General features: G+C 63.4%; 18 protein-coding genes and 2 pseudogenes. 7 read left to right on the top strand and 13 right to left on the bottom strand.

Annotation, left to right across the window (positions count from 1 at the left end):
• The first annotated feature begins 101 nt into the window (after window positions 1-101).
• Window positions 102-2,379, top strand: a pseudogene (fdnG, locus tag INQ48_35310) (formate dehydrogenase-N subunit alpha).
• Between the two features lie 369 nt (window positions 2,380-2,748).
• Here fdnG and INQ48_35305 read toward each other — a convergent pair.
• Window positions 2,749-3,603, bottom strand: coding sequence for an alpha/beta hydrolase (locus INQ48_35305; GenBank protein ID QRF62776.1), 855 nt, complete (start codon window positions 3,601-3,603; stop codon window positions 2,749-2,751).
• Window positions 3,604-3,946: 343 nt separating this feature from the next.
• On the opposite strand from INQ48_35305, the gene INQ48_35300 reads away from it, so the two are divergent.
• Complete coding sequence (locus INQ48_35300; GenBank protein QRF63089.1) at window positions 3,947-4,900, top strand: alpha/beta hydrolase; 954 nt, start codon at window positions 3,947-3,949, stop codon at window positions 4,898-4,900.
• A gap of 295 nt (window positions 4,901-5,195) precedes the next feature.
• The gene (locus INQ48_35295) at window positions 5,196-5,372 is read left to right on the top strand and encodes a hypothetical protein (GenBank protein ID QRF62775.1); all 177 of its coding nucleotides are present in this window, start codon (window positions 5,196-5,198) and stop codon (window positions 5,370-5,372) included.
• 11 nt (window positions 5,373-5,383) lie between these two features.
• Here the strand turns inward: INQ48_35295 and INQ48_35290 are convergent, their stop codons facing one another.
• From INQ48_35290 to INQ48_35280, 3 genes are all read right to left on the bottom strand, one after another.
• Window positions 5,384-6,589, bottom strand: a complete 1,206-nt coding sequence (locus INQ48_35290) for a cytochrome c (GenBank protein QRF63088.1) — start codon at window positions 6,587-6,589, stop codon at window positions 5,384-5,386.
• A 65-nt stretch (window positions 6,590-6,654) separates the two neighbouring features.
• On the bottom strand, window positions 6,655-7,368 hold the full coding sequence (locus INQ48_35285; GenBank protein QRF62774.1) for a c-type cytochrome: 714 nt from the start codon (window positions 7,366-7,368) through the stop codon (window positions 6,655-6,657).
• 224 nt (window positions 7,369-7,592) lie between these two features.
• Window positions 7,593-8,420 (bottom strand): alpha/beta hydrolase, encoded by an 828-nt coding sequence (locus INQ48_35280; GenBank protein ID QRF62773.1) that lies wholly within the window; start codon window positions 8,418-8,420, stop codon window positions 7,593-7,595.
• A 479-nt stretch (window positions 8,421-8,899) separates the two neighbouring features.
• Here INQ48_35280 and INQ48_35275 point away from each other — a divergent pair, with 479 nt between their 5' ends.
• The 3 genes from INQ48_35275 (at window position 8,900) to INQ48_35265 (ending at window position 16,342) form a co-directional block, all read left to right on the top strand.
• The gene (locus INQ48_35275) at window positions 8,900-10,423 is read left to right on the top strand and encodes an OPT/YSL family transporter (GenBank protein QRF62772.1); all 1,524 of its coding nucleotides are present in this window, start codon (window positions 8,900-8,902) and stop codon (window positions 10,421-10,423) included.
• Between the two features lie 58 nt (window positions 10,424-10,481).
• The gene (locus tag INQ48_35270) at window positions 10,482-13,223 is read left to right on the top strand and encodes a winged helix-turn-helix domain-containing protein (GenBank protein QRF62771.1); all 2,742 of its coding nucleotides are present in this window, start codon (window positions 10,482-10,484) and stop codon (window positions 13,221-13,223) included.
• Window positions 13,224-13,489: 266 nt separating this feature from the next.
• Window positions 13,490-16,342, top strand: a complete 2,853-nt coding sequence (locus tag INQ48_35265) for a winged helix-turn-helix domain-containing protein (protein QRF62770.1) — start codon at window positions 13,490-13,492, stop codon at window positions 16,340-16,342.
• Window positions 16,343-16,932: 590 nt separating this feature from the next.
• Here INQ48_35265 and INQ48_35260 read toward each other — a convergent pair.
• The 8 genes and pseudogenes from INQ48_35260 to INQ48_35225 all read right to left on the bottom strand — a co-directional run bounded on the left by INQ48_35260 (window position 16,933) and on the right by INQ48_35225 (window position 23,396).
• Entirely contained in the window at window positions 16,933-17,160 is a 228-nt protein-coding gene (locus INQ48_35260) for an ATP-binding cassette domain-containing protein (protein ID QRF62769.1), read from the bottom strand.
• A gap of 35 nt (window positions 17,161-17,195) precedes the next feature.
• Window positions 17,196-17,609 (bottom strand): annotated as a pseudogene (locus tag INQ48_35255) (ATP-binding cassette domain-containing protein).
• Complete coding sequence (locus INQ48_35250; protein QRF62768.1) at window positions 17,548-18,639, bottom strand: acyl-CoA dehydrogenase; 1,092 nt, start codon at window positions 18,637-18,639, stop codon at window positions 17,548-17,550. The pseudogene INQ48_35255 and the gene INQ48_35250 overlap by 62 nt, the downstream one beginning before the upstream one ends.
• Window positions 18,629-19,216, bottom strand: coding sequence for a carboxymuconolactone decarboxylase family protein (locus INQ48_35245; protein QRF62767.1), 588 nt, complete (start codon window positions 19,214-19,216; stop codon window positions 18,629-18,631). Before INQ48_35245 ends, INQ48_35250 begins: the two co-directional genes overlap by 11 nt.
• 257 nt (window positions 19,217-19,473) lie before the next feature.
• The gene (locus tag INQ48_35240) at window positions 19,474-20,259 is read right to left on the bottom strand and encodes a 3-hydroxybutyrate dehydrogenase (GenBank protein ID QRF62766.1); all 786 of its coding nucleotides are present in this window, start codon (window positions 20,257-20,259) and stop codon (window positions 19,474-19,476) included.
• Between the two features lie 22 nt (window positions 20,260-20,281).
• Window positions 20,282-21,013 carry an acetoacetate decarboxylase gene (locus INQ48_35235; protein QRF62765.1) on the bottom strand — a complete coding sequence of 244 codons (732 nt, stop codon included), beginning with the start codon at window positions 21,011-21,013 and terminating at the stop codon, window positions 20,282-20,284.
• Window positions 21,014-21,036: 23 nt separating this feature from the next.
• The gene (locus tag INQ48_35230; GenBank protein QRF62764.1) at window positions 21,037-22,428 is read right to left on the bottom strand and encodes a GntP family permease; all 1,392 of its coding nucleotides are present in this window, start codon (window positions 22,426-22,428) and stop codon (window positions 21,037-21,039) included.
• Window positions 22,429-22,862: 434 nt separating this feature from the next.
• Window positions 22,863-23,396: a hypothetical protein gene (locus INQ48_35225; protein QRF62763.1), complete on the bottom strand. Its 534-nt coding sequence runs from the start codon at window positions 23,394-23,396 to the stop codon at window positions 22,863-22,865.
• A gap of 772 nt (window positions 23,397-24,168) precedes the next feature.
• Between INQ48_35225 and INQ48_35220 the strand changes: the two genes are divergently transcribed.
• A complete protein-coding gene (locus INQ48_35220; GenBank protein ID QRF62762.1) occupies window positions 24,169-24,531 on the top strand; it encodes a high-potential iron-sulfur protein in 363 nt (120 codons plus the stop codon).
• A 26-nt stretch (window positions 24,532-24,557) separates the two neighbouring features.
• Here INQ48_35220 and INQ48_35215 read toward each other — a convergent pair whose 3' ends face one another.
• A complete protein-coding gene (locus INQ48_35215; GenBank protein ID QRF63087.1) occupies window positions 24,558-26,099 on the bottom strand; it encodes a gamma-glutamyltransferase in 1,542 nt (513 codons plus the stop codon).
• Between the last annotated feature and the right edge of the window lie 30 nt (window positions 26,100-26,129).

Genomic DNA, 26,129 nt, shown 5'->3' with positions numbered 1-26,129 from the left:
AACATATGAAATGTGGTTACTGCCTCTTCTTCAGCGGCGCTGTCCGCACTCGCTTGAGGCGATGGCAGCCGCCAACGACACGACACGATCAGGTGTAGCAGATGCAACTCCCTCGTCGCCAGTTCATGAAAGTGACTGGCCCCACCTGGCGGGCTCAAGCTTGGCACAGACGGGCTTCTCGCCAGCGGCCACGCTGGCAGAACTTCGTCAGTACAAAACTTGCGGGCTTGACAGTCACGCGCCAGACCAACACCTACTGTTCGGTAGGTTGCGGCATCCTCATGTACTCGCTGGGCGACGGCGCTAAAAACGCCAAGGCCTCGGTTCCACGTCGGGGGCGATCCCAACCACCCGGTCAATCGCGGCAAGCTGTGTCCAACAGGCGCGAGCCTACTCGACATTATTAACAGCCTCAAACGGCTGCTGTACCCCGAGCACCGCGCCTTGGTTCAATCGAGTGGAAGCGCCTGTCCCGGGGCGATGCTGTTGACCGCATCGCGAAGCTCATGAGGGTCAATCGCGACGCGAACTTTCTTGAGACCACGGCCGACGGCGAGCGCGTCAACCGCTGGACGTTCACCGGAATGCTGGCCGCCTCGGCCTGCAGCAACGAAGCCGGCTACATCACCTACAAGGTCGCCTGTAGCTGGGGCCTTCTTCTTTTCGACAATCAAGCGCGTGTCTGACACGGCCCGACGGTGTCAGGTCTTGCCCCGACGTTCGGCCGTGGCGCGATGACGAACCATTGGATCGACATCAAAAATGCGGATGTAATTCTGACCATGGGTGGCAATGCCGCCGAGGCGCACCCCTGCGGATTTAAAGGGGTGACTGAAGCGAGGGCGCACAGCAAGGGGCATTGCATGGTGGTCGATCCGCGCTTCAACCGCTTGGCGGCGGTGGCCGACTACCATGCGCCGATCCGTTCGGGCAGCGACATCGGCTTCCTTGGGGGAGTCATCGGTTACCTGCTGACGAACGACAGGATCCACCACGAGTACGTGAGGGCATACACCGACTTCACCATTCTTATGCGCGAGGACTTCAACTTCGACGAGGGCTACTTCCTCGGCTACAGCGAGGACCAGCGCCCTACGAAAAGGGCAGCTGGGACTACCAGTTCGGCGATGACGGTTTCGTCAAGGCCGACCCGTCCCTACAGGACCCGTGCTGCGCATACCAGCTGCTGAGGAAGCACTACGCGGGCTGCACGCCCGAGAAGGTCGAGAGCGCCTGCGGCACGCCCATGGCGAAGTTCTTGCGCGTGTGCGAGAAGTTCGCGTCCACGGCCGTCGCCGGCCGGGCTGCGACCATCATGCACGCGCTGGGCTGGACGCAGCACTCCACCGGCGCGCAGATCCTGCGCTGCGCGGCCATGGTGCAGCTGCTATGCGGCAACATCGGCGTGGACGGCGGCGGTATGAATGCACTGCCGCTCCAACATTTAGGGCGTCACCGACCTGGGCCTACTGTCGGCCAGCCTCCCGGGCGACCTCACGAAGCCGTGCGAGGCTGAACAGGACTATCAGGGCTACATCACCGCGCGCACGCAGAAACCCCTGCGCACCAACCAGATGAGCTACTGGCAGACTACCTCAAGTTTCTCGAGCCTCATGAGGGCCTGATACGGTCCTTCCGCTACGGCCGAGAACAACTGGGCCTACGACTACCTGCCCAAGCTCGACAAGGAATACGACATGCTCCAGACCTTCGAGCTCATACGGGAAGGTAAGGTCAATGGTTACTTGGCCCAGGGCTTCAACCTGCTGGCCGCGTTGTCCGGTAAGAACCGCAATCGCGAGGCTCTGGCCAAGCTAAAGTTCTGGTCATCATGGACCCGCTGGCCACGGAGATCTCGGAGTTCTGGAGGAACTACGGTGAGTACAACGACGTCGATCCCTTCAAGATCCAAACCGAAGTGTGCCACCTGCCCATCACCTGCTTTGCCGAGGAAGAGGGGACGGTCGTCAGTTCGTCCCGTGTGCTTCACTGGCACTGGAAGGCCGCCGAGCCGCGGGGCGAGTCCTGGACCGACTCCGCATCACGTCGGGTTTGCACCTGCGCATGAGGAAGCTCTACACCAAGCAAGGCAGTAAGTTCCCCGAGCCGATCAAAAACCTGTGGTGGCCCTACGCCCACGCGAGCGAGCCGATGTCGGCCGAAGTGGCCAAGGAGTACAACGGACGTGCCCTGGAAGACCTTCGCGGACCGACGGATTGCACAAAGCTGGTGCGCAAGGCAGGAGAGCAGGTCTCTGGCTTTGCACAGTTGCGAGATGATGGAATGACTATGAGCGGCTGTTGGATCTTCGCCGGCAGTTGGACACAGACGAGCTCGCAATTTTCGATGTGTGACTGCACGACCAATCGCGGAACATAGGTCACTCCTCTGCCTTTAAGGGCAACCTGAAAGAGCGGAGCACCTTCCGGACCCCAGTGGACTCATCATCTGGATATTGATCACGTCGCCGGCGTGCTGGAATGGCCAGTCTGGAACCGCTTCTCCGGTTCGACGACACACTATCTGACGGTGGCCTTGGAGATATTCAGTCGACAAGCCGCAATGGAGAAGTCCCCGCGCGTGGCAATCTCCGGAGTGCTCGGATCAGGTTGGGGCTGGGTTACTGGCTTCTTTGTCATGCTGCCCGAGATCACGGGCTGGCAGTTGCCCATGCATGCCCGGACCTTCAGGCAGTAAGAAGCGCCTGCATGCTTCCTGCTTGCGACCGATCAAAACACCGCCTCAAGGCTACTTCGACAGGGCCGCCTCGACGATCATGTTGGCCACAAGCTCAGGCCTCGAGACCATGACGAGGTGCGATGCGCCATGCACGCTCTGTGTCCTTTGCGAGCGTGCGCGGTCGGCCATGAACTGGAGCGCCGCCGGCGGCACATGTTTGTCGCGGGAGCCAAAGAGGAACCAGGAAGGCTTCTGCTTCCACGCAGGTGGTCCGGCATGGTCCCGGAGCGCGCTCTCGGAGATCGGACGTTGCGATGCAGCCATCTGTTCGGCTCGTGCGACCGGGATGTCCTCTGCCAAGCGGCGGCGGAACTGTGACGCCGACATATAGAGGTCGCGACCGCCACCAGACTGCACCACAGCTGCGGCAAGGACCGTATCGAGCGTGTACCCTGAGAATTGGTTCAACAAGTCCGACACGGACTCGCCGGCGTCTGGCGCGAATGCGGACACATAGACAAGTGCCTTCACCTGTCGGTTGTCGTAGGCTGCGTTGCTGATGACAGCACCACCGTACGAGTGCCCCACAAGAACTGTCGTGCCTCCGACGGCCTTGATGATGTCGCGTACGTAGGTGGCGTCGTTCTCGAGCCCGCGTAGCGGATTGGCGACCGCGACCACTTGGTATCCCTGGTCCAGCAGACGCGCGGTGACGCCTTCCCAACTGGCGGACTCCACGAAGGCGCCGTGGACCATGACGATGGTGGGCCGAGACTTGTTTTCATGCTCGGCGGCGTGGACGGGCTCAATGATGGACATGTACAGCGCGAGCGCCGCCGCGACAATATAGGTGCCGATGACTCCTGCCACATCGACGCTCACGTGTCTTTGGAAGAGCTTGACGGTCAGCGCGGTTGGGGGCATGAGTGTTCCTGATGGTATTAGTCCGGGATGTGGTTGTCGTGACCTTACTCCCTCGTCGCAGTCGCGGGCCCCCTCAAAAGTGGGAGCGGTCTTGCCAATCAGTTCATAGGGTTTGATCGGGGCGCGCGCGTGATGGCGACGCGCCATGGGACTGACCGGCCGTTGTGGCAGGCCGCTCGTCCGAAAGGTAGAGCATCGACGCCCCGAACAGTGGGGGCGTGTCGATCGAATGCGGCCTACCTTTCAGTCCGAGCGTCGCAACTCGCGTACGTCATTCACGTCCTCCCACTCATTGCCCTGAAAGGAAACTTCCATGCCCGAAATGAATGCCTCCAACCAAGCAATGCGTCGCAGCCTGATGGCGAGCGGCGCTGCCGCTGTAACAGGCGTCTTCGCCGCGGGTGCCCTGTCCACAACGGTCGCGGCCGCACCTGCTGCGAAGTCTTCTCCCGGCTCACGCTACGCCGGCAGCACTATCGTCACGAAGGATGGCGTGGAGATCTTCTACAAGGACTGGGGTCCCAAGAACGCACAGCCCGTGGTCTTCCACCACGGCTGGCCGCTGAGCTCCGACGATTGGGATGCCCAGATGCTGTTCTTCCTGAACAACGGCTACCGAGTCGTGGCCCACGATCGCCGGGGCCATGGCCGCTCCGCGCAGGTCAGTGATGGTCACGACATGGACCACTATGTGGCAGATGCCGCGGCGGTTTTCGAACACCTAGACCTTCGCAATGCCGTGCATGTCGGTCACTCCACTGGCGGTGGCGAAGCGGTCGGCTATGTCGCTCGTCATGGCAAGGGCCGTGTCGCCAAGCTCATCACGGTGGGCGCAGTTCCGCCGATCATGCTGAAAACGCCTGCCAACCCTGGTGGCCTTCCGATGGAGGTCTTCGACGGATTCCGCAGCGGACTTGCTGCGAATCGCTCCAAGTTCTATGTCGATGTCGCATCCGGCCCGTTCTACGGCTTCAACCGTCCGGGAGCGCAGCCGATCCAGGCGGTCATCGAGAACTGGTGGCGGCAGGGGATGACGGGCAGTGCCAAGGCGCACTACGACGGCATCAAGGCCTTCTCGGAGACCGACTTCACGGAAGACCTCAAGCGCATCGACGTGCCGACACTGCTCATGCATGGCGACGACGACCAGGTGGTTCCCATTGCCGATGCGTCCGTGCTGGCTGCAAAGCTGTTGAAAAAAGCAACGCTCAAGGTGTATCCGAGATTCCCGCATGGCATGTGCACGACGCAGGCCGACGTTATCAACCCCGATATGCTCGCCTTTATCCGCAGCTGATCGTCATGTGGGCGGCGCGTCTCTGCGCGCCGCGCCGCACGGCACCGGCCGGAACGTTGTTGAGCTGCGACCCGAATCCGCTTCGAGCTGACGGAGCGACCTGATGGCATCGCGCACGCCCCTCGCTGGCGGATTCTGCGTCCGAGGACGTCGCGAGCATGCCTGTAATAAGCACGGCCAAGCCGTTCCGGCTTAGCTTCCCGTAAGCACGCGACCAGCGCCGCCGTGCCCGGAAGATGCACTTGATGCCAGCCAAGTGCTGTCCGAAGCCTGCATGGGGCCTCGTAGCGTGTCAATGTCCAGTGAAAAAGCGGGCCAAGAATGCGAGACCGATGACCAGCGCGAGAACAGCGAATACTGCGATGACCAGCGCAATGCCGATCGAATTACGGTCCGCGTGCGGGTCGGGGTCGGCGCGTCGGCCGCCCAGAGCACGGTCTTGAGTGATTTGAGAACCCGCTTCATTGCGTGACTCGTTCTTGCTCAGCGCTGCATCATCTCGCGCAGCGTGACCTCGGCGCCGGTGTTGCCCCAGCTTCCGCGCACATAGCTCAGTACGGCTGCGAGCTCCTGGTCGTCCAGCAGGTGGCCGAAAGGCGGCATGCCGTAGGGGCGGGGGTTGCCTTCGGTCGCGGGCAGGAAGCCGCCGCGGCGCACCACCTGCACGAGGTTGCTGGCGTTGTGCATGTTCACCGCGCGGTTGCCCGCCAGCGGCGGGAACACGTCGAGCACGCCCTCGCCGCGTTCGCCGTGGCACCACGCGCACTGCTGAGCGTAGATTTTCTCGCCGCGCAGCATCACATTCTCCCTGCGGCGCACCGGCGTCACCGACGGCGCCTGAGCCGCGGGGGGCAGCGCCTGCAGGTAGGTCGCTATGGCCCTCAGGTCGGCATCGCTCAGGTGCTGGGTGCTGCGAAACACCACCTCTGCCATCGGGCCGAGCACCGAGGCGCGGGCCGTGCGCCCCGTCTTGAGCAGCGTGACGACCTCTTCCACGGGCCATGCGGCGACACCGGCTTCGGCGGCCGCATCGAGTGCTGGCGCGTACCAACTCTCGCCCGGCAGCATGCCGCCAACGAAGCCGCGGGCGGTGTCCGTGGCGCCCAGCGAATTGCGGCTGCCGTGGCATTCGACGCAATGGCCCAAGCCGCCGACCAGGTAGGCGCCGCGGTTCCACTCGGCCGAGCGCTGTGGCTGCGGCTCGAAGCGGCCGGGTGTGAAGAAGAGGGCGCGCCACACCGCCAGGGCGACCTGCGTGTCGTAGGGGAAGCCGAGCGTGTGCGCTTGGTTGGCCCGCGCCACCGGCGGCAGCGTGCGCAGCCAGGCGTAGATCGCGTCGGCGTCCTCGCGCGTCATCTGCGTGAAGCTGGTGTACGGGAAGGCCGGGTAGAGCAGTCGCCCGTCTCGCGAGCGGCCGTTATGCATGGCGCGCCAGAAATGGTCGGCGTTCCACAGCCCGATGCCCGTGATGGGATCGGGCGTCAGATTGCTGGTGAAGATCGAGCCGAAGGGCGTGTCGATGCTGCGCCCGCCTGCGTAGGGCTCACCGCCCCGCGCGGTATGGCAGCCGGCGCAGTTGCCCGCCAGGGCGAGGTAGCGGCCACGCTCAACCTGGCCGGGCGCCGCGACGAAGGGCGTCGCGGTCTTTGGGACCTGGTCCTCGCCGCGTCGATTCAGCGCCACCCCCATGCCGACCAGCAACGCGACCGCCAGCCCCAGCCCTAGCACCGTGCGCAGCAGCACGCGGCGTGCGCTCACTGGTGAGCCTCCATCGCGCTGCACGCGACCGGTGGGCCACTGGGCAACGAGGTGGCGCGCTTGGCGCCTGTAGGCACCGGCTGCGCGGCCAACCAGCCGGCGATGGCGATGATGTCGTGGCTGTCTAGCCGGCGGCCGACGTCGGCCATGCAGTCCGGCGCCATCGCGCGCCGGTCGCCGGTAACCCAGGCCCCCAGCTGCGATGCGATGTACAGCCGCGGCAAGCCGACCAGCGACGGGATGCCGGGCTGCACGCCCGTCAGCGCCTCGCCGTGGCATCGTACGCAGGCCGGGATGCCGCGCGTCGCGTCGCCGCTCCGCACCAGTTCGCGCCCGCGTGCCAGCGTGACCGGCGCCAGGTCCGAAGCGGCTGGCGGTGGGTAGGGGAAGTCGAGTGATGCGAAGTGGTGAGCCATCTCGTGGAGGTACGCGTCCGACAGGTTAGCTAGCAGGTAGCTCATGTCCGCCTGCTGGCGCCGCCCGTCACGGAAGCTGCGCAGCTGGTTATAGAGGTAGCCGGCCGGCTTGCCCGCCAGCCGTGGGAAGTAGTCCGAGTTGGTAGCCTGCCCGTCGCGGCCGTGGCAGGTGATGCAAGCGGCCATGCGCCGCGCGAGGTCTTCTGCGGCCTGCGTGTGCACCCCGCCGAAGGCCGATGCTCCAAGCACGGCGATAAACGCCTTTCTCCAAGTGAACAGGCGTGGGAGCGACATGACTGAACTGATTCTCGAAAGATTTAGACGCCTGGACCTTATCAATTTTGGGTGATTCGAGCCTTGATGTACGCCGTACGTGGTCGGCCAGCCACTTCGGCTTCTTGCCGCGTCCGGTGTGCTGTTCATCGGGAAGGCTCCGGAAATATCAGGATGATGGGATGTGCGTGGCGCGCAAGAAGGTCCGAGCCAACGCCGCGGCCAGAGCCGGTGCGCGGTTTGGCTTATTCCGAGAGGAAATCGAACAAGTCTGCGTTAAGCCGGGCCTTGTGGGTCTCGATGAGACCGTGGGGGGCGCCTGCGTAGACAAGCAGCCGTGAATTGGGTATGAGCTGGCATGACCGGCGTGCGACTGCTTCGATAGGGACGATCTGGTCGTCGTCGCCGTGAATGATGAGTGTTGGGACGTCGATGTACCCGAGGTCCTTGGTAAAATCGGCCTCGGAGAAGGCCCGGATTCCTTCCAACGCAGCCTTGGCAGCTGCTTGCATTGCCTGTATCCAGAACCAGTCGATCGCACCCTGTGACATCTTGGCCGCGGGACGGTTGAACCCGAAGAATGGACCATTGGCAAGGTCCCGGTAGAGCTGCGCGCGGTCGATGACGCTTCGTTCGCGCAGCCCGTTGAAAACTTCCATCGGCAGTCCAGCGGCATTCTGGGGACTCCAGAGGAGCGAGGGGGTTACCGCTGAGATAAGTGCGACCTTGCGCACGCGTGCGCCACCGTGGCGACCAATGTAGCGGGCGACTTCACCACTTCCCATCGAGAACCCGACTAATGCCGCGTCGGAAAGATTGAGCTCTTGGCACAGTTGGGCGAGGTCGTCGGCATAGGTGTTCATGTTATGGCCATGCCACACCTGGCCGGACTGGCCATGGCCACGTCGATCTGCTGCTATCACACGGAAGCCCCGCTCTGCCAGGAAGACCATCTGGGCCTCCCAGCTGGCGGAGGTCAGGGGCCATCCGTGACAGAAAACTACCGGCGTGCCGCTTCCCCAGTCCCTGAAGAAGATGCGCGTCCCATCGGTCGTGGTGATCGTGTCGTTCATACTTACTAGCCAGACTCCTGTTCGAGGCGGGATGGGCGTCCTGTCGGCCTGCCGGCCAAGGATCAGTTGTGCGGGCGAGGTATCCTGGTGTCAGCGATGTGGGCCTGGCATGTATCGACGCAGCACAGACAGACCTTAGCAATGCGCGCAGACGTCGTGGTCACTGTGCGAGGGGAGCGGCCTATCCCTTCTGGCGGATGGCGGTGGATGCGTTATGGGCTAGAAGTCTGCCTATGAGCCTTGTCCTACATGCGGAGCGCGGGCGGCGCGCGCTTGTAGGTAAGCTATGAACGTCGTGAAGGCGGCCGGGCGTGCGTCGCGCGGTCATCGGCACATGCGGGCTGTGAACGACTTGGCGGCGAAAGGGCTCGTGCCAGGACTGCAATTTAGAGGTGGACTTGTACCGAACTTCAGATCCTTCGTCGTCTACGAGCTTGCGACTTTCGCGCTCCGCCATTGGAACGTGGCTATACCTCGGCATGTTGAGCCTGTTCGGCGCGGTCATTGGCATGCAGTTGCTCACCACGCTCGGAGTGACGCCGAACACGACGCTGATAGGGGTGTTGATCACGGTGATCGTGTCTCGGATTCCTGTTTCGGCATTCCTACCGCTTCGTTCGGTACATATGCAGAACATGGCGCAGACGGCGATCTCCTCGGCGACCTTCGGCGCCGCCAACGGAATGCTCCTGCCCATTGCAATTCCCTACCTGTACGGCAGCGAGCAGTTGATCTTGCCCCTGCTGTGCGGCCTGGGTGCAGCCATCCTCCTGGACGCGTGGCTCCTGTATCGGCTCTTTAACTCGAGGGTCTTTCCGGCCGCAGGTGCATGGCCGCCGGGCGTCGCGGCAGCTCAGGCGATCCGCGCCGCGCAGGGTGACGGTCACGTCTTCTTGTTGGGCCTCGGGGTGGCGGTCGCCGCAGGCGGTGCGTGGCTGGCCGGGATCCCGATGGCGGCGTTCGGCACGGCTTTCATTGGCAACGTTTGGGCCCTCTCGCTGTTCGGTTGTGGTTTGCTGGTCCGCAACTACGGTGCACCGTTTTCCGGGATTGACATCAACGCGATGTACCTTCCCCACGGCGTGATGATAGGAGCGGGGTTGGTCGCACTGGTGCAGGTTTTCAACCAGGTGCGCCGTCCGAGCGCCGCTGCCTCCGTCGATCCTGGGCGTGAGACGGTCACGACGACGCAGGTGCGATTCGTTCTAGGAAGTGCCGGACTTGCCTACTTGGCGATTGCTGTCTTTCTCGCGGTTGGCTGCGGGCTTTACGTTCAGATGGGCTTGGCGCAACTGATCGGGTTTGTCCTGTACAGCGCTGCTGCAGCCTATGCGCACTGCGTCATCGTTGGAGTGGCGGCCATGCACTCGGGGTGGTTTCCTGCATTCGCCGTCGCGTTAATTACTTTGATCGTGGGGTTGGTGCTGGGTTTCCCTCCCGTGGCGCTGGTTGTACTGTGTGCCTATTCTGTGGCGACGGGTCCCGCTGCCGCGGACATGGGCTTTGATCTGAAGGCCGGATACATCCTGCGAGGAAATGGCTCGGATCCCCGCCTTGAGGAAGCGGGGCGGCGTCAGCAGTACATGGCGTCGAGCCTCGGCCTGTGCGTCGCCATCTTGGTGGTCGCGCTCGTGCACAAGGTGTATTTCTCGCATGGCCTTGTGCCACCGGTGGCGAAGGTGTATCTAGCCACGATCACCGCCGGCGTGGCGGACGGCGTAGCTACCAAGCTCGTCGCTTGGGCTGTCGTGGGGGCTACTGTGCAGTGGATCGGCGGGCCCAAGCGTCAGATGGGCGTGATGTTGGCCACCGGTCTCTTGATCGCCAACGGACTAGCAGGCGTCGCGGTTGGACTTGGAATTCTAGTGCGCCTGTTGGCCCAACGCTTGCCTGGCAATGAGGTACGCGGGAAGTTGGAGGTCTTTGCGGCCGGAGCGATCGCTGGAGACGCGATCTACGGCTTCTTAGCGTCAGCGGTCCAGAGTCTTCGGTTCTGGCGGTAGCGCGATAGTGGGCAAGTCGGCGAGGTCGCTCCTCGTCCAATGAAGGAGGTAGGCTAGGTTGAGACGCACTCAGGAGGATACGGTTAATCAGGAGACGCTTCTGATCCAGCAGGCGGAGGGCTGGCGGTTTGGTCCCTTCGTTTTGTGGGAATCGCCAAGGCGGCTCGAGCGCTCGGGTGCGCCGGTCAGGCTTGGGACCCGGTCGATCGAACTCTTGCTGGAGTTGATCAAGGGGCGGAACGAGCACCTTACTAAGGAGCAATTGCTCGAGCGTGTGTGGGCGGGCGCGGACGTGGACGAAGTGAGCGTGAGGGTTCATATGTCCACGCTGCGAAAGGCCCTCGGTCCGCCTGGCGATCACGAAGGGTGCCACGAATGGATTTCGACAGCGCCCATGCGCGGCTACCGCTTCATCGGCAAAGTCGAGCGTGCGACGTCACCGTGGCCTGGCGGCCCGTCGCTGTCGGGCCGAAGTGCTGAGCATCCTGACCACGTCCCCTGCTTTCGGCCATCCCGGCTGCCGTCGCCCATATCTCGTCTGATCGGCCGAGAGACGGAGATTCGACAATTGCACGAGCGCTTGTTGCAGCGGCGCCTCGTGACGGTAGCTGGACCCGGAGGGATCGGCAAAACATGTGTCGCGGTGCATGTTGCGCGGTTGGTGCAACAAGAGACTGGGAGCGAAGTCACTTTCGTCGATCTCGCCCCCTTGGTGTCGGCTGACCACCTGCTCAGCGCAGTCGCGCAGGCGGTCGGCCTGCCTGGTGATGGTTCTAACTCGTCTATTGCCATTGCGCGAGGCCTGTCTGGTCGCTCGCTTCTTCTTCTGGTGGACAACTGCGAGCATGTAGTCACTGCAGTGGCGAGGCTGGTGGAGGAGCTGCTGGTTCTGCTGCCTGAACTGAAAGTCCTGGCGACCAGTCGTGAACGTCTGCGAGTGCAAGGTGAGCATGTCGTGCGACTGCCCCCCCTGTCGTTGCAGGCGGGCCCCGTCTACAACATACGACAGGCAATGCGCTCCGCGGCTGTCGAGTTGTTGATCGACCTGTCAACGGCAGCCGGCGCGCCAGACTTCGAGGATGCGGAAGCCGAGCTTCTTACACGCCTGTGCAGGAATGTGGACGGAATCCCGCTCGCGATACAGCTCATTGCGGCTCGCCTTCCCGTCCAGTCGGCTCGTTCGCTCGCCGAGGACCTGGACGGCCACCTGCAGATCTACTCGATGGGAAATCGCTCGGAGCAGAAACGGCACCGGACGCTAGCCGCGACGCTGGACTGGAGCACTGCGCTGCTCACGACAGCGGAGCTTCGGCTGTTTTGCCACCTGTCGGTCTTTCGGGGTCGCTTCGACGCTGAGTCTGCGCTCGCAATCGTGGACGGTGAACTGGATGCAGATATTGCACTGGACGCGCTCGCCTCATTGGTGGACAAGTCCCTTGTCGCATTCGATCATTCCCACGGCAGTGCAGCCTACCGCCTGCTTGACACCACGCGCGGCTACGCGCAAAAGAAACTGACGGAAGGAGGTGCATGGGGCCTTGTCTGTGCTCGTCATGCGCACTGGATGCTCAGCGTCATGCGGGCGGCCAACGTCGAACTCACTGACGTTGACATGGCTACGTGGATAGATCGGTACGCACATCGCATCGACGACGTGAGATTCGCGCTTGACTCGAATTTGGAGGCTCGCGGCGAGTTGACCGTCGCTTCCGGCCCACTGTGGATTTACATGTCTCAGCTGGCCGAGTTCCGCACGCGTGCGAGAGCCGCGCTGGAGCACGCCTCGGCGCAGATCCCACGCGACGAGGCCATGATGGCAAGACTGCAGATCGCACTCAGCAATGCCATTGCATACACAGACGGCGCAACCAGCGAATGCGTCGAGGCGTGCGAACAGGCGCTGGTCAACAGCGTTAAGACGGCGACGCTGGAGGTCGAGCTGGAGTCGCGCTGGCGCTTGGTGACACTTAACATGGTGCTTGGGAACTATGCGCGATCCCTGTGGCATGCTGAGCGGCTCGATGTGACAGCAAAGGCGTCGGGCGATCCTATCGGGAAATACATGGCGGCGCGAATGATGGCGTACGCAAATCATTTCTGCGGCAACTTCCGTGTATCACGCGCCCACGTCGTGGCTGCGGCGTCGCTCGGTTACATCGACCGGCTCAATCCCGCGTTGATGCTGCAGTCAGACCCGCGCACGACACCTTTGTGCAGCCTAGGACGCACGCTTTGGATCATGGGCGAGGAGGACAAGGCCATGGAGGCAGCCACGCGTGTGGTGGAGTACGCCGAGGATTTTGGACAGGTTCTAGGGCTGATATTCGCGCTCTACTGGGCATGTCCAGTGGCAGTGTGGGCCGGACGGCACGACGTCGGGCGCAGATGGATCGAGCGGATGCGCGAGGTGAGCCAGCGGCGAGGTCTGGACTACTGGCACAAGTGGGTTATCTGGTTCGACTACGGGCTGCGCGTGCGAATGGGGGAGGACCGCGAGCGTGTCCATCAGGAAGTGGTGACGATGCTGCCGCGACTGGACACGCGCACGCGTGACGTCCTAGTCACCTTTTGCGAGGACTGGTTCGACGATGAGATGCTGGTGCGGGTCGAACGGGGGGAGGGCCAGTGGTGTGCCGCGGAGGTGTGGCGTGCCGCCGGCGTCAGACGTCAGCGCGATGGCGATCGGGCTGGCGCGGAGCGCTTGTTTCGCATGGCTGTGGACAAAGCGCGTGCGCAGTGTGCCGTTGCCTGGCAGCGGCGTGCTGAGGCGTCGTTGGTGGCATTGGGCGCGCAACCATAGCCGACGGGCAGCCCTAAGGGAGCGCTCCCCGAGGCGCCGGGCGCATTTCGTGCATGCCTTCGGGTTTGATCCAGCGAACGAAGGTAGATCGCCCAGGTCGCTGAAGGCGCGCCAGCGGCACGTGCATACTTTGGTCAGTGTATGCGCGGCAGGAGCTGCCATGGGCCGGCAGGTAGCTGCCAGCGTCCAAGGTATTCCGCGACTGCCTGTGCGCGGAAGCAGCGACGTGCGTTCGCACCTGAATTTATTGTCCTATGCATACGTAAATGTCCTCTCAGCCCGATACGAGCAAGCTGATGCCGCGAGCGGATACGCTTTGGCGTTTTGGTCCGTTCACGGTCCGGGAATCCGAGCGCCGGGTCGACCGCGACGGAATGCCCGTGCGGCTTGGTTCCCGATCGTTCGACATCCTTATCCAGTTGCTTTGGCGCGCCGGAGAAGTTGTGAGCAAGGAGGAGTTGCTGCAGGCGGTATGGCCGGGCGTCCTGGTGGACGAGGGCAGCGTTCGGGTCCACATTTCGTCGCTTCGCAAGGCCTTTGCCGATAGTTCGTCGAAGCCGGACAGCGCCGATTGGATCCTGAACGTGCCTTCTAAGGGGTACACCTTCACGGGTCGAGTGGAGCGTGGGATGGTCGCTGAAGTCACGCATAACGCGTTGCCGAACGAACCCTTGCGTGTCGCTGGTTTCGTGGCGCCGCCGCTGAGTCTCACTCAGTTGATGGGGCGCGATACGGATGTTGACAAAGCCTTGGCCGCGCTCGCCGATCGACGTCTCGTCTCGGTCGTCGGATCGGGCGGAATCGGTAAGTCTCGGCTTGCGCTTCGCGTGACGGAGGTATATCGCACGCGCGACGCGAATCGTCCGCGCTCCGTGGCATTCGCCGATCTGGCGCCACTTGTTTCTGGAGACCACGTGTTCAGCACGCTGGCCCGATCGCTGGGCGTGCCCATCGAGGAGGCAGACACTTTTCGCCTCTTGCAGTCCCGAATCGCAGGCACCCACTTGCTGTTGCTCATCGACAACTGCGAGCATGTGCTCGAAGCCTTGGCGCCCCTCGTCATGCGGCTTCTCGTCGCGCTGCCCGGCCTGCGCATCCTTGCTACGAGTCGCGAGGCGCTGCAGGTGGAGGGGGAATTCGTTCTTCGGCTGTCGCCTCTAGACGTCCCTGCTGCGGCACATACGTCGTTGGCAGTGGCGTTGCAGTCCTCGGCGGTTCGGTTGCTTGTCGAAAGAGCGGAGGCGGCCGGCGCTCAGCCGTTCGATGATTCGCATGCGCCAGCGCTGTCGCAGGTCAGCCGCTACCTGGACGGCATCCCGCTGGCCATTGAACTGGTGGCGGGCCGACTCTGCGTCCAGTCGGTCGATGATCTCTTGTTGAGGCTAGACGACCACATGGGTCTGTACATGGAAGGAAACCGCGCCTCCATGCCGCGGCACCGGACGCTTGCAGCGGCTCTGGACTGGAGCGTCGCGCTGCTCTCGCCTGAGGAGATGCGGCTGTTTCGACGCCTGTCGGTCTTCCGCGGACGTTTCGATGTGGAGGCGGCCCTCAGCATGGTGGCCGATGAACCCGATTCAGATCTCTCACTGCAGGCACTGATAGGCCTGACGGAGAAATCGCTGATCAGTTTCGACCGCTCCGAGCCCTCGGCCCGGTATCGGCTCCTGGACACGACGCGCAGCTACGCGGCCAAGTTGTTGATGGAGCTTGGAGAAAAGGAGGTTGCCATTGAGCGCCATGCCATGCAGATGCTCGACGTGATGAATGCGGCGACCGAAGACCTTTCCGTCCTGACGGTGGCGCGCTGGAACGAGCAGTATGCCCACTGGCTGGATGACGTACGGTTTGCGATCGACCAGTGTTTCGTACGCGGGGCTGTGAAAGCTGCTTCGGCGCTGAGCGTGGCATCGGCCCCTCTGTGGTTCCATGTTTTCCAGCTGAACGAGTTCCGTCAGCGCCTTGCGCTTGCGCTTCAGAGCTTGGAGGCCGAGCAACATCCGGATTCCGAGACCATGACGTGGTTGCGTGTGGCGTTGACTAATGCGATCCTGCACACTGTCGGCCCGGTCCCGGAGATGGGTCAGGTGGGCGAACGCGCATCTGCCGGTGCTTATGCGAGCCAGTCACCGATCTTGCTGGTGCAGGCGCGTTGGGGGATGTGCTTCTTCGACGTCTGCCGAGGCGACTACGCCGCCGGTCTGCGTCACGCACACGCACTGCGGGATCACACTGCCGCGTGGGCAGATCCGATTGGCGTGAATCTTTCACATCGGATGCTTGCGTTGACATCCCACTTTGCAGGTGACTTTGTGGCAGCACAATTGCACGGTCAGCGAGCGCTTTCCGTCGTTGGCGGTGCTAAGCGTGTGCGGGGCAACATGCTTCAAGTGGATGCCAATGTTGCATCCAACGCGATCCTGGCGAGGACGCTATGGATCAAAGGTCATCCAGCGCAGTCTCATGCTGCTTCTGCCGAGGCAATTCGCAGCGCGCTTGCAACCGGCCAGGCGCTGTCGTTGTGCTTCGCCCTGTTCGGCGCTTGCCCTGTGGCGATCTGGTCCGGCAACCTGGATCAGGCCAGGGAATATGTGCAGATGATGATCGACGAGGCAGAGCAGCGCGGACTTGTCTATTGGAACCGCTGGGCACGTTGCTTTGCTGAGGGTCTCGCAGGAATGGCTCCGATGCTCAGCGAGGACCGGCCGTTGCAGAAGCCTCGAGCTTGGGCTGCCATGGAGGATCCGCAGAAAGAGACGCTGCTGACGTTCTGCCCCGACTACGTGGATGACGCCATGATCGCGCGTGCCTGGCATGGCCAAGGACAGTGGGCAGCGGCTGAGGTGTACCGTGCAGCGGGGCTGCGACATGAGCGACACGGTGCGTTTGAGGAAGCGCGCTCACTTTATCTGCGCGCACTCGCGCTCGCTCGACGGCAGGGTGCAAGGGTTTGGGAAATGCGCGCATCCATCTCCTTGGCCAACTTGCTTGGCGAGCGTGATGATTTGGCGGCGGCTCGCCGCGTATTAGATGAAGCTTTGCAAGGCTATGCGCCCCAGGATGAGTTTCCCGAGCGACTGCTAGCGCAGAAGATCCTAGCCTCACCGTCCAACTCATGAGCCAAGGCAGGTATGCAGTTTATCGAGTGACCTGCCGACCGCGCTCGCGAGCGCATCAAAGGGGGCGCGGTCGGTGGAATCGGCGCCGCGCTTCCCGTCGCGCCTCGTTGAGACTGACTTCCCAAAGCCGTTCGGCCAACTCGGCATCAATAGCCCACGGACGTACTCCTGCGCACGGGTGTATGCCACCATTTTTGGCACCGCGGCGATGGCGCAACGTCGCAATCTTCGCAATAGACGCCACCGTGTGCATCCAGGTCACGACTCGGCGCGCATCAGACGGCGGTCAATGACCCCTGGAATGGAGTCTTCAGGTCGAGCTCTGGCCCGGCTATGCGGTTGTCACAGGGATCCAGGACGTTGAACGCGGCGATCTCGTCACCACTCGTGTACCCAGGTTGACCTCCATGCTCATAGTCGAGCAGCGTGGAGTGTCGCAAGGACCTGAAAGCTCAAGACCGTGACCGCCTCGAGGTGCTTCTCGCGGGGACTGGCAATTTCGACCTGACAGCTCTTTACGATGCGTCCAGGGCGCCCGCTCATCAACAGGGTCCTGTCGCCGACCGAGATAGCCTCGTCGATGTCGTGGCTCACCAGGGTGCGGCGGGGCGCCACTGGTGCAAGAGATGGACGAGCTGGATGAGTATCTCCTGCATGCCTGATCGCGTGATCGCATACAGTGCAGAAAATGGTTCGTCGGCCATGAGGAGTTTGGGTTCGCGCGGGAGGGCTTGAGCGAGGGCAGCCCGCTGCGCCATGCCCCCGGCCAACTGCCGGGGATAATTCTCGCCTTGATCCCCGAGGCCCACGGCCTGCAATGCGGCTTGGACACGGTGATGGATCTGCGTCGCATCCTCGCACCGCCACGTCCGGAGTCCAGGCCGAACGCGACGTGCCGGCGCGATGTCAGCCTCGGCAGCAGTGCAGGGTGCTGGAAAGTCGTCGCGGCTTGGGCGTCAGGGGAATACAAGGTATTTCCCGCCATGGTCACCTCGCCCTTGGTCGGTGTGCCCTCCGGGTTTCCCAGGCGTGCGGCCATGCACAGGAGCGTCGACTTGCCGCATCCACTGCTACCGAGCAGGCAGACGATTTCACGCTCCGCAATCTCGAACGAGACATTCTCGAAGACGGGTGTGGCGGCGCCGTAGGCGAAGCCGACGTCACGTAGCTCGAGGATGGGGGTACCGCGGCGCAGGGACCGACCGTCAGAACAGACCTGAAGAGTTTCCCGCCGCTGCACTGCGCGTAGGGTGCTTGGCCAGTTCAGCGAGCAATTGCGTAACGCTGGGCGTCACGATGGGAATGAATGCCGACTCGCGCCATCGGCGGATGAAATCCCCCCTGCGCAGGAAAGCCCGTCCGCCGCTGGCCTGGAGTTCGAACTGGATTGCTTCCTGCACGCAAGCGTTCAATTCCAGGCGAAGTCGGAAGAGGCGATGGGGCGAGTCGACGAAGGTTCCGTTGTCGACGCCGGACTTAAGGGTGTCTGCCGTCGCTTCGAGCCGTTGAGCGAGTTCCTTGATGGGCGCGGCAAGAATGTGCTCCGCACTCGCGGCATTTTGAAGTGCTTGGGCGACCGAGGCCCGAGCTAGGCCAATGGACAGGCCGCATTGGAGGCCCAGGAAGACCGGGCGCACTCTGGGCAGGAATGTCGGAGCTATGTCAGCTAGGAGGTCGCTGCTTTCGATTTGGACGGCGTCGAGGGTGATCGAGGCGGTGTTGGTTCCGCGCAGCGCGATGAGATCAAGGTCGCCAGAGCGCATGAGGCCGGTTCTGTCCGACGGGAGCGCCACGATCATTGGCGGGCCGCCCTCGTCCTTTGCCACGGCAATCGCCACAAGGAATCGCTCCCGACGCAGGTTGGTGCACCAGGGGACCGTGCCCTTGAGCGTCCAGCCACCATGCGGCGCCGGCGTCGCAACCACGTTGATTGCCTCGATTCCGCTCAGGAACTTTATGATGTTTGACAGCCCCGGAGCGCCGGCCGTTCGGCCGGCCATCAGTCGCTCGACATGCAGGTCGCGCAGCGCGGTACGGTCCGACTGACTCAGCATCTGAATCATCACGCACTGTGCCCAGAGGACGAACGCGGCGGAAAGCGACAGCGAGGCAACTTGCGCAACCGATTCGATGGCCAGGCTGATCTTGCCGCCAAGGCCCCCAAGATGCTCAGGGACGCCATGGGCGAACAGACCGGCTCTGGCCAGCCGCGGAACGACTTCAGCAGCGAGCGATGCGTCGCTGTCCAACGCGTGGGCTTGTGCTGCCAGCCATGCGGCATCGGTCTCAACGAGCATGTTGGCCCCGCAACTCTTTGGCTGGCCGGAAGCTCTTTGGAAGGTAGGGTTGGAGCTGCGGATCGACGGGGCTGCGGGCAAGATTGTTCGCGAAGTTGCACAGCGTGGCCAGATCTACGCCGAGGCTGACATCCAGCGCCCGTCGTGCATAGACTGAGGCGTAGGAGTACTCGAGTTGCGCGTCACTGACCGCACCTCCTGTCGCGACGATCGCCTCCGTGAACTCACGGACGGCGTCGAGGCTGGTGTCACCGCAACCCTCGACCGCCTGCAGTACGAGGAGTTGGGCTCGGGTGACCTTGGCCTGGTGCAGCCCGATCTTGGTGTGGCCTGCTATGCAGAAGTCGCAGCCGCAGATTCTCGCTGCCGTGATCTGCACGACCTCTCTCGCACGCGCCTTCCATGCGCTCTTGGCGTTGATCTGGCCGACCCTGAGGTAGGGGTCAAGTGCTTCAGGCGCATTTGCCAGCACATTGATCAGGTTCGGGATGAAGCCATTGGCAGCGAGGACCTTCTCGGCCGATTGGCGGGCGCCCTCGGGCGCGGTGGCAATCTCGTGCACGGGCAGGCGGGTCATGGTCGAGCACAGGTAGTTCGAAGCCGTCCAGCGCGGCATTTCAATACCGCTCTGCGGCAGGAGAGCGGAACGAAGCCAGAGGGTTTCATCGGACTCAACCTGCCACAACGGAAAAAAGGGATAGCGGGCGCTGTTTCTGGTTGATGTCTTCGCTCGCAGGGCACCCTCCTGCGCTCGGGCCCACACCGGTAGTGTCGAGCCCGGGGCGTGGTGGCCTAGGCTTTTGCGGTAATTAGCAGGCAATGCCTTGCACGTGTTCAATGCATGGACCACCCGTGACTGACGACCAGCGACTGGCCCGTCAGTGCGTTGCTCGGGAACGAGGCGAACAGCAGGGCTACCTCTGCGACGTCGTCCAGCGTCGTGAACTCGCCGTCCACCGTCTCCTTGAGCATGACCTTGCGGATGACATCCTCTTCGGAGAGGTTCAGGGCTCTGGCCTGCTCGGGAATCTGCTTGTCCACCAAGGGCGTGCGCACGAAGCCGGGGCAGATGACGTTGGCACGCACGCCGTGTTTTGCGCCTTCCTTGGCGATCACCTTCGCCAGTCCGATCAGCCCATGCTTGGCGGTGACGTAAGGCGCCTTCAGCAGCGAAGCTTCTTTCGAATGTACCGAACCCATGTAGATGATGCTGCCGCCCTTGCCAGCGGCGTACATGTGCCTGAGGGCGGCGCGCGTCGTCAGGAACGCACCGTCTAGCTGGATGGAAAGCATCTTCTTCCATTCGGACAGCGAAAATTCCTCCACCGGCTTGACGATCTGGATGCCGGCATTGCTCACCAGGATGTCGATGCCGCCGAGTTCGCGGGCAGCCAGATCAACCGCGCGATCGACTTGCTCCTCGTCCGTGACGTCGACGCCGACGGCAAATGTTCGCCATCCCTTGTCGGCAAATCGCTGAGCCGTCTCGTGCGCAGCGCCCTCGTTCATGTCGGCAATGACCACGATGGCGCCTTCGCGCGCATAGCGTTCGGCGATTTGTCGCCCGATGCCGCTGGCAGCACCTGTAATGAACGCAACTTTACCTTCGAGTTTGGACATGGATGTTTCCTTGGGTTGATGGTCAATACTCGTGGACGACAGTACCGAGCGCGAGAGTGAGGTCGGTGACGAAATGCTGGGCGGACACCACCCTGCGCACCGGGAGACGAGTGACGGGGGCCAGGGCATGCGGGTGCAGATCCAGCGCGGCGGGCCCGGTCCAACTGCCTTTGACTGTGACTTCTGTGGTGTGGTACTCGACCAGCTCGCAGATGCGCGGAGAGCCGTCCACGTGGGGAATGACCTTCAAGAGGTAGTTCGGTGCGGACAGGGCTTGTTGAAGGACAGCAGGATCGGTCGCACTATGCTTGAACCCCATGGTGGCTGTTGCGAGGCGCACCGGCCCGTAGTCCAGAGTTCCAAGCAGGGTGTCGCCCGCGACAACGAGGACCGGTGAGCCAAGCTTTTTTGGAAATCCCCAGATCTCGCGCCCACCAGCAATCGGCGCCTCGCTGTCCAGGTACATGGCGTGCACGTAGTTGCCTTGCTTACCGTCGTAGTGCACAGGAATGACTTGGCCCGCCTCTGTGTAGTCGCCGAATCCCGTCGAGTCGGGCATCCTCATGAACTCGAAGTTGACGATCGGATCCCGCACCTCAAGCGGTTCTGGCACGATTTCCCTCAGAGCGTCGATGTCCGTTTCGTAACTCACCACTAGATACTCACGGTTGATGAAGCGGTAGGGCCCGCACGTGAAGGCGGGGGAAGAAAAGGGCATAGAGAACGCGTTGTTGCGAACGTGGCTTTCAAGCATGGAGGTGCTCCAGAAGCGAAGGGTTAATAAATGCCGAACACGAGATAGAGGGCAATGACGACGAAGACGGCCACCGTCTTGAGGCATGTGACCGCGAAGATGTCGAGATAAGCCTCTCGGTGTGTCAGCCCGGAAACGGCAAGAAGCGTGATCACGGCGCCGTTGTGCGGCAATGTGTCCATGCCTCCGCTTGCCATGGCCGCAATGCGATGAAGGACCTCCAGCGGGATGCCAGCGGCCTGTGCGCTCTGGATGAATTGGTTCGCCATGGCCGCAAGCGCAATGCTCATCCCGCCAGAGGCGGAACCTGTGATGCCTGCGAGCACGGTGACCGCCACGGCTTCATTTATCAGAGGGTTGGGAATGCCGGTCAAAGCATGTGCGACGATCGCGAATCCGGGTAGCGCCGCGATGACTGCGCCGAATCCGTACTCCGAGGCCGTGTTCATGGCTGCCAGAAGCGAGCCGCTGATCGCTGATTTGCTCCCCTCAATGAAGCCCGTCGTGACGTTGGTCCACGCAAAGAGGAGCACGCTGGCTATACCCAGAAGCAGCGCGCCTTCGACTGCCCAGATGGCTACCACGGATGCCACCTCGCCGGTCACCGGGTTTGCGAGGCCTGGAAGGGCGATGACATAGGTCTTGCCGAAGGCGGTAGGTATCCAGCCCGTGAGGAACTTGTTGGCGACAGCGACGACGAGCAGGGGGGAGACGGCGACCCATACGTTCGGTAGCCTTGCACCGGTCACAGGCATCGGCTCATTGAGGGTGTGGTTCCCATAGCCCTCGCCACGACTGGAAGCCGCACGTCGCCGCCATTCGAGATACGCGATGCCGGAAACGAGGATGAAGGCGGAGCCGATCGACCCCATCCATGGTGCCGCCCAGGTCGTAGTGCCGAAAAACGTGGTCGGAATGATGTTCTGGATCTGGGGAGTTCCAGGAAGCGAGTCCATAGTGAAGCTGAACGCGCCCAGCGCGATGGTCCCGGGAATCAGGCGCTTGGGGATGTGCAGCTGACGAAATAGTTCTGAAGCGAATGGATAGACGGCGAAGACCGCGACGAACAGCGAAACACCGCCGTACGTGAGTGCGACGCAGACGAGAACGATTGAAAGCATGGCGCGTTGCTTTCCCACGAGGTCGATGGTGGAAGCGACGATGGCTCTGGCGAAGCCGGATATTTCGATCAGCTTGCCGAATAGTGCTCCGAGCATGAAGACCGGAAAGTACAGCTTGATGAATTGCACCATCTTGTCCATGAACACGCCCACGTAGACCGGCGCGACCAGCGCGGGGTGTGTCAGCAGGACGGCCAGGAGCGCGGCGATCGGCGCGAAGAGGATTACGCTGTGGCCGCGATAGGCGGCGAAGATCAGCAAGCCCAGCGCAAACAGAATTATCAGGAGTGACATGAAGAGTCGGTCGGAAAGTTGAATTGGAGGTCTTGGCGGCGGTCGCCGCTGGCCTCGCCGACCGTGGTGGCATGCGGGCGGGTGCCTTTCGAAGATTCTTGGTTGTCGCCAAGGCCTTGTCTCCGCCCGTCGAGGAGACGTGCGTCTAACCACAATGGGTGTCAGGCGCTTTGACTGGAGGGGCCGCATGGTTTTCGAAGCGGTCCGCCCCCTCGCGCCGCAGGAACGCGTGCTCGATATGCGCGGCGTGCGGCGCTCCCGCTGGGTGGCGCGCACACGCGGTTCGTGCATATCGAGGGTGGCATCAATAAATAAAAGCGGCTGGAGCCCACAAGAATCAGCCGCTTGTTCGCGTTGGTGGACCTACTTCTTTCGGTTGGGGTCGATGACCGAAACTTCTGCCAGCACGAGACCGTTAAATACCCGCGCAACGCTCACGCGAAAAATTTCGCTTGTGCCGGCCTTGTAGACCGCCGCCTTGTCCAACTGGCTCGCAAGCGACTCGTAGTCGCGGTCTCGATCCCGGTGCCGCGGTACTGGGAGCTCGGCATTGCGTGGGTTGCCGGCAGTCGCCCAGTTGCGGCCAAGTTGCGCCAAATGCTTGGCAGCGCTTCTTCGATCGCGAGCATTTCCGAGCGGCCCGGACCATCGAAAACCAGCATCACGTTGGCTTGATAGCCGATGCCGCCTGCGCGGTCGATGAGCCGGGCGTCGCCCACCACAGCGCCACCGTAGGTTAGGGCAACTTGGCGGCCGAAGGCGCCGCTGAGCTTCTGCATGTGGAGGTACCGGGTGCGGTGATCCGCGGTTCCGTCCAGGGCCACTTCCAGTTCGACGCGCAGGAGCTGGCCGAAAGGGTGCACGCGCGCAGTCTTGCTGAAGTAGGCCTTCGTTTCGTGCAGGCGATTGCGGTGATAGTCCTCGTGCACCTGCTGCGCGCGGCCGGCTTTGGCGCCACGTTCGAACACTCTAATGAGGTTCCCGAATAACTCTAGGACGGCGACACACGAGGCGTCTTGAAAGAGCCAATGCGGGTGCACTGCCCCATTCAGCTGATGCAACCTAGCCTCCGAAAACGCGTGGCATGCGGTTTAGATGCGCGGTGTGAAGAGCACGTCTTCGCAATCGCTGCGGATGAGATGGAAGAGGACGGGAAGTGCGCTCGCGAGTACGGGCCCAAGCTTGGTGACAACCGTCCCCTTGGACGTGCGGCGGGTCCCCCACCCTCCGTGTGCTGAAAAACGGCAATGCGGCGCTGGCCGCGTCTTCCGTGCATGACGCTCATTCGCGCGCTTCGTAGACCACCTTGTCGTTCACGATGGCCTTGAGGGGAACGATGTCTTTGATCTGCTCATCCGTTCAGGACGGGGGCGTCCCGAGACGGACGCATTCCGCTGGGTCACCATCGAGTAGCTGCCGCTGCTTTGCGCGCCCAACCTCGCCGCGGTGCTGACCGGCGCGATCTCGCTGGCCGGGATCCAGGGGCAACTGCTGTACGAGGTGGTTCCGGTCGACGCATCGCCCGCGCCCATCGACTCGCGCGGTTGATCCTGCGCAACGCCGCGTGCGGCAGCCTGCTCAAGCATGCAGCAGGCCGCTCAAGAATGAGCGCAGGCCAGTCCAGACATCCACCGCGAGGTCGCCCCATGAAGAACGTCACATCGGACGCAGTTCTGCAGGTCGTCGGGTTCTGCATCGCCACGCTGCTGGCCACGGGCGTTCTCGTGCTGGCGAGGCTGAATGAGCGCAACGCCGCGCCGGACGGCCTTGCACCCGTTCCACACACGACAAAAGTTCCAGATCACATCCAGCCGCCGCATCTTCATCCTGACCCTCACCGCGACGGGCGCTGCCGCCTGCGCCTCCGGTGCGTTCGGGCAGGCCCAGCTCGACGAGAAAGAGCCGCAAGCCGTGGCGCTCGGCTACGTCGCGGATTCGGCCAGGGCCGATACGAAGAAATCCCCGAAGCACGACAACGCCCAGCTGTGCAACGGCTGCGCACTGTGGCAATCGAAGCCGACCGACCCGAAGAGCAGCTGCGCGCTGTTCTCCGGCAAGCAGGTCAACGCCAGGGGGTGCAGCGCCTGGGCGAAGAAGGCCTGAGGGCCGGGCTGCCGGCAGCCTGGCATTCAAAGACCCAGTGCGACCCCATCACCGCGAGGGTCGTGCGCGCCCGCCAGGCTGCCGTCGGCTTCAAAGCGGATCACGCCGGGCAGCCCTGCCAGTGGGCTGTGCGCGGCGATGGGCGCGACCTCGTGGCCGCGCGCGGTCAACGATGCCATCACCTCGGGCCCCACGTCCTGCTCCAGCTTCAGGCTGTCGCGGCTGTCGGAGAAGGTCCGTCCGAGCAGGAAGCGCGGCCTTGCCAGTGCCTGCGCGGGGTCCAGGCCGAAGTCGATCAGCCGGGTGAGCAGCGCCACCAGGGTCTGCGGCTGCCCGTCCGCGCCCTGCGTGCCCAGCAGCAGCTCGGGCCGACCGTCGCGCATGAAAGCGACGGGGTTCAGCGTATGGAAGGGCCGCTTGCCGCCGCGCAGCCCGTTGGGATGGTTCGCATCGTGGTGGAAGGCCGCGCCGCGGTTGTGCCACAGCACACCGGTGTCGCCGGCCACGACACCGCTGCCCCAGTCGTAGTAGATGCTCTGGAGCACGCCCGCACCGCGCCCGGAGGCGTCCGCGGCCGCGAAGAACACGGTGTCGCCGTGGCGGAATCGCTGGGGCCAGGGCATCGCCCGTGCGCCGGCCTGCGCCCGCGCCGCCTGCTGTTGGATGTAGGCGGCGTCGAGCAGCCGCTGCACGGGCACCTCGGTGAAATCGGGGTCGGCCAGGAAGCGGTCGCGGTCGACGAAGGCCAGCTTGATCGCCTCGACCATCCGGTGGAAGTGCTCGGCGCTGCCTTCGGCGATGCCGGAGAAATCCTGCTCGCCGAGGATGCCCATGGCTTCCAGCGTGGCGAAGCCCTGTGTCGGCGGCGGCAGGCTCAGCAGCGTGCCGCCGCGGTAGGGCACGGCCAGCGGCGTCACTTCCCGGGCGCGGGTGCCGCGCATGTCGTCCAGCGTGAGCGGCGAACCCGCGGCCTGCAGGCCGGCCGCGAGGCGGTGCGCGACTTCGCCTTCGTAGAACTCGCGCGGGCCGTGCGCCGCGAGCCGCGACAGCGTGTGCGCCAGCCCGGGCTGGCGCTGGTGCTGGTGCGAAGGCCCCACGGGAAACGCCGCGTCGAAGCCGTGCCAGTGCTGCGCCTCCGCGGCCCGCATCTCGTGCCAGAAGCGCTGCGAGGCCGACACGGCAAAGCCCTCCTGCGCATGTTCGATCGCGCGAGACAGCAGTGACGCCCAGCGCTGGCGGCCCTGCCAGTTGCGCGCCGAGATGTCGAAGGCCCGGGCCCAGCTGTCCACCGCCGCGGCCGTGGTCAATGCCGACGCGCCGCCGCGCAGCGGGACTGGTCCCGACAGCGGCGGGAGCGCTGCGGCGGCCTGCCCCACGCCGGAGATGCCGCGCACGGGCGCGCCGGGCTGCGCGATGAGCCAGAAACCGTCGCCTCCGAGCCCGGTGAAGTGCGGGCACACGACGCACAGTACGGCCGCCATGGCGATGGCGGCCTCGATCGCATTGCCGCCATCGGCCAGCACCTCCAGGCCCGCCGCACTGGCCAGCGGATGGGGGCTCGTCACCATGCCTCGCCGGGAGGTGGCCGAAGCAGGTGC

This window comes from Variovorax paradoxus (assembly GCA_016806145.1).
Classification (GTDB): Bacteria; Pseudomonadota; Gammaproteobacteria; order Burkholderiales; family Burkholderiaceae_C; genus Variovorax.
Note: the sequence above shows the minus strand (reverse complement) of the source record. Positions and strands in the feature narration are given on the sequence as shown.